Raw genomic sequence first — 12,903 nt, 5'->3', positions numbered from 1 at the left:
ATTTTTATCAGTTTGACAAAGTGCGCAGCAGGTACTTGCAGCCGTGCAAAAACGCAAAAAAAGCCTGCACCGTGGCTGACGGATATCAGCCACGGTGCAGGCCAGCAACAGCCAGTCAGATGACTAGGCTGGGTCTTGCTCTGCCACTTCGGTCAACGCACTGCCGCCTTGGCTGGCCAGACGGTCCAGCGGGTCGTAACCGTATACCGCCTGCCCACCATCAGGCAGAACAACGCGCTCCAACTGCCCCAAGGCGTTATAGACCAGTGTTCGTCCCTGCTCGTCCTGGATCAGGTTGCCGTCCTCGTCGTAGGGCAGTGAGATGATGTCGGGGTAGTCCTCGTGGGTATTGGTAATACCGGTCAACTGCGCCGGGTCCAGCGGGTTGTCGAACCTGTAGTTCGCCGTATTTTTCTCTTCACGCCCCTCGCTATTGGGGAACCAGGTATCGACGCGCGTGATGTTGTCCAATGCATCGAAATGGAAGGCCTGTGCAGCAATGGTCTTGCCGTAAGGGTCGACCGGCGAAAGTTCACCTTCACTCTCGTAGTCCTCCAGATGACCACGCTTGTCATACCAATAATTTTCCAAGCGCAGCGTCTTCCCGTCACCGGTCATGAGGTGGCGTTCGGTCAGCGCATCCGCGGCGTCATACGCCTGCACAAGCAACTGGACCTCGTTCTGCAGCTCGAAGCGACGCTCGGTCTCGCGATCAAAGTCATCGTAGCCGAGGAAGGTGCCCAAGCGCTGGGAACCGTCGGTGGTTACATAGCTGGTCATACGCCCGAGCTCGTCATAGTCAAACTCTGCCTTGGTGGTCCCAAGCTCGGTGCTGCTCAACCGTCCTTTGTCGTCATACTTGTAGATTTGCGTATTACCCAGAACATCCTCATAAGTCAGCTCACGGCCGCGCAGGCTGTAGCGGTAGCGCATGGTATAAGTGACGCTGCCGCCCTCTTCCACCGTGCGTGTTTCCAATTTCACCTGGCCCGTACTGAAGTAATCACGCTCCAGCACTTTATGGCCGTTTTCCAGGCATTTCATCAGGCGAGCATTCTGTGCGTCGTATTCAAAGTCGAGGGTGCCACTGGGCACCGCCCGTTTCAGCGGTTCCTCACCCAACTGCGGCAGATAGGTGTAGTCAATTCTGGCCCCTCGCGGGGTGATCACCCAACTTGCCTGGCGTTGCCCCGGGAGGTAATGCAGCACCCGTTTGCGCCCCCCCGTGATGGATTGGATCATGCGGTCCAGGCCGTCAAAGCGCTGCTCCCCCAGCAGTTTGCCATCGACTGCAATGCAGATCGGCAAGTCTTCACTGCTGTGCTCGGCGTACTCGCGGTGCACCTTGCTGCCATCAGCCAGCGTCTGCTCGACCAAGCGATCGAACGCATCGTAAACGGAGCTGACAGTGGCCTGGCGGGCATCGATTTCGCGCACCCTGCGCCCCAAGCCATCGTAAAAGTACTGGTGGCGGCTGATCGGGGTGCCCTTGGTATCCACCCGTTGCACTTCGATCGGTTGGTCGAACGTATTGAGCCACTGTATCGTCTTGCCCCCTTTCTTCTTACCGTCAGGGGTCTGTGACCAGTTGGTTCGCAGCGCGTAACGGTCGTCCGCCAACACCTCGCCAGGTTTGACCACTCTGGCGTGCCGGGGTGGCCTGCGCTGGCTGTCGACGGCCAGCCCTTGCGTCCCTGGTACCGAGCCAATCAGGTCAGTGCGCTCCACATGCATGACGCCATCGGCACCGATCTCAGCGTACTGCTGGTTCCAACCGTCGTACCGACGGGTCCTGGGCAGTTCCAGCGTGACTCTTATCACCGGGCCTTCCGGGTTGCCTGGATCGGCCTCATCAAGCCAGTCATGCTCTACTTCCTTGACCAGATTGCCGAACACATCGTATTCGGCCGTGTAATTGATCCGGAACTCATCCGCACGGCTGGCGTCCTGGGCGTCGGCATCATGGCGCTCGGTCCTGACCAGCCGCTTCAGGCCATCGACCAAGGCCAGTGTGGCCACCCCCTTGACGTCGACCTCCGTCTGTTGCGCCTGCTGCCCCCCTGTCGCCACCAACTGATAGGTGTACTGCCGCGAAGCTCGGTACGTGGCGTCGTTAGGTGATACCGTTTCCTTGGTGACTCGGCGCAGCTCGTCATACTCGTACGCGATTTCCACGTCGTTGTCGTCGCGATTTAGCAGTGGCAGATCGATCAGCACGCACTGACGCAGCGTGATCTGCTTGGTCGAGTTGCGCAGTTCATCCGCCCCCTCCACCGGTTCACCCTCATCAAAACCGATGAGCGTCTGCAGCGTTTGCAGCACGGTGCCGTTGTCCTGGGACTCGTATTCGAACTCGGTGAGGGTCGCGGTTTCTGGCTTGTCGTGCATGACCATGGTCTGGGTTAGCAGGCGGCCATGACGGAACGGGTCGGATGTGTTTAAGATGTAGTTGAACGTGGTGTCGCGCAAGGTCACCTCCACCGGCAGCTCAGGAGTACCCGTCAACTCGAGCTGCGTTTCCTGCTTCACCTGCAACCAATAATCACCCACTTGTCGGCGCACTGCACGCAGGCGTGACGACAGGATCGAATCGTGACGGCCATAACGGTAATCCGTACGCAATACAGGCGCCGCCGGGGAACTTTCGAACAGGGCCGACGGGTAGACCGTCCGCTTTTTCAGGTTACGCACGAAGCCCTGCGGGTCTGCCGGGCAATCATCGCCGCTGCCTGCAGCAGGGTAGTACTCACTGACCACCCGCATACCATTGGGCTTGACTTCCAGCGTCTGGTTGCCGAAATCGTCATAGTGGTATTCGCTGGCCTCGGCGCGCATACGCGTCGGGTCATCACGCATCCGCCATTGCTCGGTAACGCGTTTGGGCATCTGGAAGTACGGCGGCTGCAGATCGAACCCCACGCTGGCGTTGCCGTGATAGAGCGTATCGGTCTGGGTAACATGCCATTGCTGTTGAGGTTTATCGGCCGTGTCGTAGTCAAGCGTCTCACCCAACTGTTCGGTCACCTGCCGGGTCATCAGGTGATGGCGGTCATAAGTACGTACAATCTTGCGTACGATCTCGCCCTGTAGAAGTAGCTGTTCGGTGCTGGTGAACGTATAGCTCGCACCGGCCTTGTAGAGGTTGTCCTCCCCCTCCGACCAAGTGACCGTGCTGTTACCGGCCATGAAGTTCTCGGAGCTGTATGTGTACTGCGTTGCTATGACCGGCTGATCAGCACCCGGGTCGAGCACGTGGCTCTTGACTCGCGGCAGCCGCTCACGTGGCGCTCCCGTTGGCAGCCGATGGCCCGCGTCATCGTATGTGATGGTTTCCACACTTCCGGTTGGCGTGGCTACCGTCGCCAGGCAGGTCATGTTCTGGGTACTGGGGTTGGTGAGGTAGGTAAAACGCCAACTGCCCTGGTCTTTGGTCGGCAGCACCACCTTTTCAACCAGCCTCCCGGTCAGGTGTACCGCGTAGGTCGCCAGTGCCCTGCCGCCAGTGCCAGCGCCAGGGTGCAGATGAAGGTTGTAACGCCCGGTACTAACGTACTCCACCTGCAACAAGCGCTTGCCTGTTGCATCCTGGATACTCGTCAGGCATTGATGGCTACTGCCCGATGGCCGAGTATAGGCCAGTTCTATCCAATGCCCGGACGGCGCATAAACGCGGTACGGCAGCGCCAGGGTGACGCCGTTGCTTACCATCGTGCGCAGGTGTTCCACCAAGCCGGACTTGTGTACCACCCTGTAATTGCTGGCATCCATCCGGTAGAACCTGAAGCTGTCGAGCTTCTGTTCCCGAATCCGCGCTGGCTGGGTTTCAGTACTGGTGACCACGAACTGCTCGCCCGTGTGCAGTGTCAACTCTCGAGTACTGGGTAAGTACTGGCTGAGGTTGATGTTCCACCCTTTGCCAAAACCACTGTCTGAGGTGTTCAAAGGGTTATAGGCCAATTGCAGGGGCAGGTTCGGCCCTTGCAAGTGATTGGCCGGTACGTTGGGCAACTGAATGGCGAGCGTGTACTGGCCTGTACGCGGGTCGACACTGTTAGTAATGAAACTCATGAAGTTGAAGGCGTTGGAATGCACAACAGATTCTGCTGTCATCGCTTTGTTCTCTCGGCTCGAACGTATTTGAGGGTACCTCGCCGCGACGAGCCCCCCTTCTTCAGGTACGCGATGGTTGTTTGGAAAGGATGAAGGTATTGCGCCCGTCGCGCCCGCCACCCGGATAAATGATCTGCAAGTCGTGGCGGTTGCCCTGCTGGTCCAGCAAGCGGAACCTGAACGGGCGTAACAGGTATTCGCGTTGGGGAGCCTCTTCATCCGTCAAAATGTCCGGATCGTCTGGCGTTTCGTAACGTTGCCGGAAGTTGGTCACCCGGTTCAGGCTAATCAACAACTCGCCGCGCGCGGGATGGCGGTTGGGGTCCAGTTTCTCCAGCTGCAATCCACGCTTGCCTGCCATGCGGGCCAGCGCGCCGTCGTAGATCATTTCTTCATGCTCTGCGCCGATCATGAAGCCGCTGTAACTGCACTCTTGGGCTTCGTACTCATCGGAGGCCCAACGCATGATCGATTTGTTACCAAACCAATCGATATCAATCGCCACGAAGGGGATACGCTTACCGGGTTCCTGGACGTGGGTCAGCTTCCAGTAATCCACCGTCAACGTCATGTAGTTGAATGTATCGTTGCCAACTGTACTGCCCTCTTCCTTGACCCGCTTTGCATCTCCAGACCACGGGTAATCAGCGGATGCGTCATAGGTCGGCAACATCAGGCCCTGTAGGGCCACCTTGCCGTTCTGCGCACTCTCCTTCACCGAGTCCTTCCATTCGCCACCCAGCCCGGACTGCTTGAACTTTGCGTAGATCTCGACCGGTACCGTACTGGTGGTCTGCAGCCAGTAGTTCCAGATGATCGTGCCATCATCTGCAGCCACGGGTACCGTGCTGGCGCCAGGGATATTCTGCATTTCAAGCAGCGGGTTATGGCTTCGGCGCATCACCCAGGTGCCGTTATCGCCTGGAGGTGGAGGTTCGATACCCACGTCCACTACTGGAATTTTACTGCCGCCTATGGTGTGGAACTCGAGCGTCTGCAATTCGTCATCGCTGATCGGGCCAACATAGCCGTTTTCTTGGTCCGTTTTGATATCTACCTGGATCTGTATCTGCTGCAAGCCATTGGCGTAGCATCGTGGCAACGTCACCGCCTTGACGAAGAAATGATCCAACTTGGTCCAACTGGCCACCGACGCTGAACGAGTGCCTTGGCGTTGGCCATGTTCGATGATGGCGTAGCCGGACGACCTGTTGCGCACTACCACCCTTACCACGCTGGCAGAAGAAACCGCACTGTCCGGTGGTGTGTACAGGCCATCAGGCGTGATAGAACCCTCACCGACAACCGACCAGACAACATCGTCCTGCTGCAGGGTCTCGGGCGGCCTGATACCGGCTTTGGCCAAGGCCTCACGCCAATCCTCCGTTAACGTGAACTGGATCGGTGCAAACGAGTCCTCGCGCGCGACGTGGAACGGCTCGACGGTCAACGAAGCGGGCCGATTGACGATAATCACACAGCCCTCGGTGACGTGCTCGAGCCCATTACCGTTGTACTTCACCCGCACGCGCTGGCGCTGAACAGGGGGGGAAGGATCGGATGGCGCATGGGGGGTGAAGGTGGCCCGTTGGCCCTCGATCACCAGGTCACCGACTTTATCGCCCTCCAACGTCCAGGTTACTGTATCACCGCCCGCCGCTACGAACTCGATGGCCGGATCACCGATGGACCAGTTGAAGGTTTGTGGTGCAATCGACAACGGTTGATCGGTTTCTACCACCAGGGCTGAGGCGTAGATGCTCTCTTCGTCACCTTCAGCATGGCAGGTGACCAGCACCATTTGCGTCTCCTTGACGAAATCCTGGCTGGGGCGTGCTTTATAGAGGCCAGTATCCATGCTTCCTGTCGCCAGAGGACGGTACAAGTTGCGCGCCTGCCATTGGGTGGCCCCGGTGCCCCCGGACATCTTGAACTGACATGATCCAGCGGCGCCCACTGCGGCAATAGCGGGGTGCAACTCGCGGGTGAGCGGGCCCCGCGCCAAATTACCGAAGCTCAGCAAAGCATTCAGCCGCTGGGTATCAATCAGTTGTACTTGACGGTTATTGCCCTTGTGCAGTGACTTCACCACATCCGCAGGCTCGCCTAACTTAAGGTCCTGCAGGTCCGTCTGGGTCGCCAGCGCGATCTCAAAACTGCCGTCTCGGGGCAACGTGTAAGGGTAATTGTCGGCCGGCAAATTACCCGGTTCCCAGTCCACGCCCGTTTGCATGAACACCACAACTGCACCGTCGCCTTTCGCGACCGGCTCGTCCGCCCACGGTGCCGGGAGCGTGATCAGGCTGCCATTGATGAAGCTCAACCACCGATAGTCGCGCAGGTCGAATGCGCCCAAGTGCAGCAGGCGCCGCTCTTCCGGCTGCTCGGCAAGCCACGCCTGCAGGCGTTCACCAATCTTGGTACGCTCGTATTCGCGCTCGCCAAGGTTGCAGGTAACGTGCGTGGCCTGCCCCAGATCGAGCACGATGCGCTGCTCCAGAGCGACCGCGTCCATATCCAAGGCCAGCCTGCAACGCGCCTCCAGGTAAAACCCCATGAGCTCGCGAATTGCGAAACTGCGGTGGAACCGGGGCGGTTCATCAGGCAGATGAAGCCGGTAGCGATACTGCCCGGCCAGCAGGTTCATGCGCACGGTAACCAGACGGTCGGTTGCCACAGCATGCTCGAACGATACCTGCGCAGGCCCGAGCACCAACCCTTCGAGTTCGATAACCTGAGAATTGCCTTCATTGATTGGAAAGCGGTCGGCGAAGGGCTCCAGGTAAGTCCGGTTGCGCAGCGACTCCTGAAATGCATCCTGAAGTAAGGTGTTTATCGCCTTGCGGCTGATGGACAAGGCGGCGCCCCAGCCATACAGCAGGTTTTCATCGCGCAAGTGCTGCAACTGCTCTGATTTAGAATAAGACATTTAAATTATCCTTGGCTGTTGAGTAGCAGCCCCTGATGCGTCGAGCATCGTCTGTGTCACAAATTTGTAGTTCCATTGAAGATTACGGCCCGACTCGGCTAGATCGATAGCGGCCACGACGAAACAATGGTCAGGCTGACCGGTCGCAAACAAATACGTTCCATGTTCATCAATCGTGCCGTTACCGATAACAGCGTGCCATTCAATATCGTAATTCGGAACTAGCTCATCAGGCCCTTCATCAGGCTTTACCCAAAACTCAAATTGAACGCCGCCCACGGCCGGCTTGAGGATGAAGTAGTACTCATGCTTTGGCGTTTTCGCGAGCAGCATGGCGCACGTCGCACTGGGGCCACCTGCTTGTGACACTTCCACCTTGTCGACGCGTAGCACTTTATCTAACCCAGTGCCACCACTTGGAAACTCTTTAGGCGCCCAATATTGCCGTGCATCCTGAACATTGGGATCATCCACCGTTTTTAGCGTGCCGTTGGCATCACCCGAAATCTTCCAGTCCAGTGCTCCCCCATGGGTGGAGCCTGCCCAGACCGTATAACCCCCAACGTCTTGGCCATCATGTTCAGTAGTCAAGTTGACCGCATTGACCATGGGAAACACCGAAACCGGCGCCGCCACCAAATGAACCAAGGCCTTGGCAGACCACTTGTCTGTTTTGGCCGTTACGATGACACGCCTGAAAGAAAAACCGAAATTGGCAGCAGCGGGGGCGGTATAAACGCCAGTGGCTTCATTAATTTTCCCCACGTTCGCTTCGCCACCGGCCTCATTGGATAACGCAGCCACTGACCATTTCACACCCTCAAGTTCGGGAATGACCGTGAACGTATGGTTGCCTGAGGCCGTCACTGTAATCTCGTTGTGCGACAGCCGGTACTTAGTCAACTCAGCCCCTAGATCGCCCAATGCCGTCAGGTCACCGGGCAGCTTGATCGTTTTGGGCACGACCACTGATTCATCAGCGAACAGCAGGCCATTCAAGCGGAACGCGTCGAGGGTTATTCCAATACCCTCGAATGTACTGCGAAAGCCCGAAATTCGCCTCCCGATCGATTTTCCAACCCCCTCCACCGCTGCCTTGAAGTACCCTTCACCGGCTCGGTCTCCGCTCCCGCTGACAAACTCAGCACGGGTGCTATCTTTAGTAAATTCGCCCCCAATCACAATAACAGTGCGCCCCGATTCCTCTTCCACTAATGTGGGTTTGAACAAGCACTCGACATCCCAATGAACCCGAACACGCCCGTCATACGTGATCTTAGCTGGAAAGGGATTCATCACATAAGTTATTGCTTGACCATTGAACTCCGTACTCCCCGCCCACTTCAACTTAATACCGCCACTACCTCTCTCAAGCGTCAACTTAGTCGTGCTGGTGAACGAAAGAATCGCATTGTCATACTCAAAGTTCCATGCATCCCAACCATCAATCTCAATTCCCGCGCTCCAAGCGCCCTCTTTAGCAACGAAGCGTGTGAAGCCGCCTTCAGCCACCTCGTCAAATTTTACTTTGCTTAGTTCATCAGTTTCTTTTATCGCATCGATCATCAAGCGTTTAACGATTTCATCGGCGCTAATCACCAAATTGCTCGAATACCCCTCCGGCAACAAATAGGGTAATGAACTGTCGGACGCCGGCAACTCACCAGAGCGGTCATCCAGCCCTATAAACAACAGCACCTCACCGTCACCATAATTATCGGCATGTCGAACAGTCCCACCGGGCGCCGGACGCGTCAGCACCCGAAAGGCTCCCGGCTGCATAGGGTCACCCGGGTTCTTTCGCAATTGGCCCAGTTGGAACGTCTTCTGCGCGGCGCTCCACCGCTTGATCTCATCGCTCAAATGCTCGCCCAGCTTTCCAGCCTCGAAAGCGGTGTCCACGCCGGTGAATTTGAAGTCCGTAGCACCGTTGCCTGCCAGGTCAAGCTCCACTGTGTCCGCACTCGCATCCCCCTTGGCATTTTTCAAATAAATGGTCATCGTCAAAATGGGCCCTACCAAGCCATTGGCGATCCCAAAACGTTTGACTTCTTTACGCGTGGTCCCTTGCGGGGTCACGATCTCAGAGATATAGCCGCCCACGGTGTGCATCACGCAGCGGGCGCGCGAGTCGGTGATGACAGCGTTGTCGAACGACAGCCGCGGCGTGTCCAAGAGCACGCCGTTCAACGTATGTTGAGTACCACCCGTGGACACAGAACTCGTCACCGGTTTAAAAAATGAAGTAGAGCCAAAGCGCGAAATGTAGTCCTGCAGCAACAGGTAGTTGGTCTTTTCACGGTCAAATGCCGCCACGACATCCCAGCCGAGTGTTTGCGGTTTTTTTTCCATTTCTTTCAAAAATTCAGCCAACGTTTGCTTTTTCATGTTGTGCGTCTCCAGAAGCGTTTATTTACGTGCACTGTCATTGCCTGAACGACATCAAGGGCGAATCGAAACACCGCTATCCGGTACTCCGAAAGTTGACTTACCGTCATCGAAACTGATCTCTGCCTTCATGCTCATGCGCGAGTCGACTGCCAGAAGATGTAGGTCCGGCAAGGGCACTGTCGCCACCACCATTTTTGCAGCGGCTTCGACGGCATCGACCTTCACAGCTTCGCGTAGGACCTTCCTGTATTCGCCGCCGTCGGCCAGCACGCCGGTCACCCAAATCGTCACCTGATTGCCAACCGCCATGTATGGCCAGTCGCTAAGCGTCAGGGAAGGGTCTTTTGAGAGCGCGCTTAGCTCCAGGTGGCCGTTAGAATTCGCTTCGTAACAAACCAGCTGCCGATAGCCGCTTCGTGGCACGGGCTGAATTCTCAGCATTAGCGGGGTCGAGTCCAGGTCGCCGTGTTCGGTGACAACGGTGTAAAACACAGGAAAACGCTTGGCCGAAGCGTTTTCGTTCTGCTCCATGTTGGCTGCGATGTACTCGCCAGGGATTTTGAAACGCAACGGTTTATCCGGATCATCCGGCGCCTCAACCGTAATACGACCGGCATAGGGGTCACCCTGCCAGTGCACCTTTACGCTGTCCTCGCCTTGCACGGCGTCAGCAGGCACATTGACCCAAACCTCATTCTTGAACTCAACGGCCGAGCCGACAGCACCGCCCTCTTCGGCAGTGGTCTTCTCAACGGTCGGTGGCCGCAGATCACCGCGCGCGCGCTCAACCTTGAAAGACAGGGGTGTCGAACTCAGCGCCCACTTCTCGTGCGCGATCTGGAAGAACAGTTCAACTTCGTCGCCCACGCTGGCGTCCAGTGCCTTGGGGTCGAGGCTGAACTGCATCAGGCCATCCGGCTGGCTGCTCGCATCCAGGCGCAGTGCCAGCACCTGGCGGTTGTCCACTTTCCCGCCGCTCCAATGGCACAGCACCCGGTCACCCGCTTTGACCTCTGCCGGGAATTGCGCCTGGATGACCAGCCCACTCTGGAAAGCATCCGGGTCCAGCACATCGCCAGAAAAGCCAACGATACTCATGGCTGGCAACTTCGGTTCGCCCGATGGATTATCCTGCACCTCAAATGTTTGAACCGGCGCCTGCAGTGGGTCTGTGGTGCCTTTCAACTGAATGAGGTAATGAAGGTCAGCACGCCCGTTCACCAGGTCGCGCAAATCGGAGCGACGAATCAGGCACTTCAGCGCCTTGCCCAGATCAGCCGCCGTAGGTGAACAGTCGTAGTGAGTTTCCGGTACTGGCTTATCGTCTTCGTCCCTGCCATTGAGCACCAGCGTTACCGTGTCGCCTACCTGCATGGCCTGGTAAGGGGGGATATATACGGTGGCACCTTGGCTACCCAGAGCGCTGTAGTCCATGACCAGATTATGAGATTCGAGCACCTGCACCACACCCAGGTGCTCCTGCCAGATCGGCCTGTCGGTCAGCCCCACGAGACAGAACTGTCGAAACGACTCGGTGGGTACATCACCATTCACCCGATAGGAATAGAACCCTGCGCCGCCCAGGGCTTTGAGCAGGGTATCGTTGCGGATGAGCACTTGCATCCCCAAGACCGGATCCGGGTTAAAAACAAGGGTACCCGACTCGGTGTCATCGAACGGCTCTCCGCTGGGATTGGCCCCTCGCCAGATCACCGTGATTATGTCGCCGTCCTTGATATCGGGATACTTCACGTACGTAGGAAGATCACCGCCTTCCAAGGCATGTACGTCGATTTCGAGCTTGTCCGTTAACGGAATACTTGGAATCGGATGGCGTGTCACTTCAATAGGAACAGAACGCTGCTCGCCATTGGTTTGGTTCGTCAGGGTCATGTAGTTGAACTCCACAGGTTTCACTCAGTTTTACCCTGTGGCTCAACAACTGCCTACTAGCAGAAATAACAGGTAGCCAGCGCCCCCGCCGATAGCCTTCAGCACCGGCCTGTTAGTTTTGCCAGGTGACGCTTACCTCAACATGATCCAGACTGGAACGTTAACGTCTACTGTGCCACGCCCAGCGGCCTAGCATTTCTATCAGGTGCACAAAATCGAGTGCACTTTTATCCTCCAGTTTCGCAGCTTCATTCAGAGGATATATAAATGCCACTCGCCCCCCCCATAAGTCGCCTAGCCCGACGGAGCATGATCGTACTCTCCATGGCCGCAGCGGGTGCCTTGCCCAGCAACTTCGCCCATGCCGTAACACCCACTGCCAAGGAAAACGGACTCATTATCCTGTATGGCAAGACCGGTGATATCACGAGTGAGAGCAACAACGCTGCTGTCCCCTGTATAATCGAGGTCCTGCCCGCCGGCAGTAGTCGAACAGTTGACGTACAGCTCACCAACCCCGCGTCCAAGTGTTATGGCATCAGGGTCGAATCCATCGCCATGCTGAATATGCCACCCGCTACGCAGGTGTTGCTCACGGACGACTACGAATGTGATACCACCTTGGGCAGCAGTTACGATAGGGCACGTGACCCGTCCACCAATAAAAATTTCTGGATCAAACTGAAGACCGGAGCCAGCGGCGCAAAGTTGGTGGAAGAAAGTATTAGTTCACTTACCTTCAAGGGGTTCGCCCGCAACCGCTCGCCGACAGGGGACGAAATCAGCGAAGAAGTAAAAGTTGAAGACTTTGGCATGAGCGGCAGTGCGGACCGCATGACTCACTCGCTGTCCTGTGTGCGCATTACAACATCAACGAACAAAACAACACAAATTGGCAGCTACTATACGGTCCCCAACGCAGCGTGGGGGACAGCCTTTAAAGAAAGTGATGGTACTGAAAAGAAATGCAGTGAGGGTCAAGTCATGACCGGGCGCAAACACAAGGGAGACGAAAACGCGGACACCCAGTTCGCCTGCGCAAGCATCGAGAAAGTACAAACTGTAGCGTCCGATTGGTCAGCAAAGTTTCGCGAATGTGGTGTCAGGTTAGACGCCAAATTTGACGATAAAAAAGGCAGGTATAAAACATGTAATGAACTGTCCAAAGTCAATGATTGGAACAACACCGAGTATTACTACTTCAGCTGCCCAGTCGACCAGGTAATGATCGGCCGCGGCCATGGTTATTCGAATCCAGACAAATGGCCAGAAGATGACACAGGCGACGACAAGGGCGATGAAAATGGTCGTACCGACTATCGTTGTGCCTCTCTTTATCAGGGCGAGCCATCGGAACGCACACGCGTTACCGTACTGCCTGGGAAATGGAGCGCGCCCAACACCGAGAGTGGCAAGGAAAATGAAGATCACGACTACAAGGAGCATAACGGTGAATTCAAATGCCCCCTGAATCAGGTATTGGTAGGCCGGGCTCACCGAGGTGACGAAAACAACCTGACCCGTTATTTGTGCGCCAGGCTGCGTAGCCCAGCCGCCAACTAACTGCTCGCCAAGGAGTC

5 protein-coding genes are annotated in these 12,903 nt (G+C 56.7%); 1 reads left to right on the top strand and 4 read right to left on the bottom strand.

Features of this window, described 5'->3' with window-relative positions:
• Window positions 1-123: 123 nt before the first annotated feature.
• The 4 genes from LOY53_RS07215 to LOY53_RS07200 form a co-directional block, all read right to left on the bottom strand.
• Window positions 124-4,110 carry an RHS repeat domain-containing protein gene (locus LOY53_RS07215; RefSeq protein ID WP_258703790.1) on the bottom strand — a complete coding sequence of 1,329 codons (3,987 nt, stop codon included), beginning with the start codon at window positions 4,108-4,110 and terminating at the stop codon, window positions 124-126.
• A 61-nt stretch (window positions 4,111-4,171) separates the two neighbouring features.
• On the bottom strand, window positions 4,172-7,039 hold the full coding sequence (locus LOY53_RS07210) for a hypothetical protein (protein WP_252827095.1): 2,868 nt from the start codon (window positions 7,037-7,039) through the stop codon (window positions 4,172-4,174).
• The gene (locus tag LOY53_RS07205; protein ID WP_258703789.1) at window positions 7,040-9,427 is read right to left on the bottom strand and encodes a hypothetical protein; all 2,388 of its coding nucleotides are present in this window, start codon (window positions 9,425-9,427) and stop codon (window positions 7,040-7,042) included.
• Window positions 9,428-9,481: 54 nt separating this feature from the next.
• Window positions 9,482-11,323 (bottom strand): hypothetical protein, encoded by a 1,842-nt coding sequence (locus LOY53_RS07200; protein WP_258703788.1) that lies wholly within the window; start codon window positions 11,321-11,323, stop codon window positions 9,482-9,484.
• A 309-nt stretch (window positions 11,324-11,632) separates the two neighbouring features.
• Between LOY53_RS07200 and LOY53_RS07195 the strand changes: the two genes are divergently transcribed.
• On the top strand, window positions 11,633-12,886 hold the full coding sequence (locus LOY53_RS07195; protein ID WP_258703787.1) for a hypothetical protein: 1,254 nt from the start codon (window positions 11,633-11,635) through the stop codon (window positions 12,884-12,886).
• The last annotated feature ends 17 nt before the right edge of the window (window positions 12,887-12,903 follow it).

This window comes from Pseudomonas sp. B21-031 (genome assembly GCF_024748985.1).
Taxonomy (GTDB): domain Bacteria; phylum Pseudomonadota; class Gammaproteobacteria; order Pseudomonadales; family Pseudomonadaceae; genus Aquipseudomonas; species Aquipseudomonas kermanshahensis.
The sequence above is the reverse complement of the archived record's forward strand: the minus strand, read 5'-3'. Positions and strand labels throughout refer to the sequence as shown.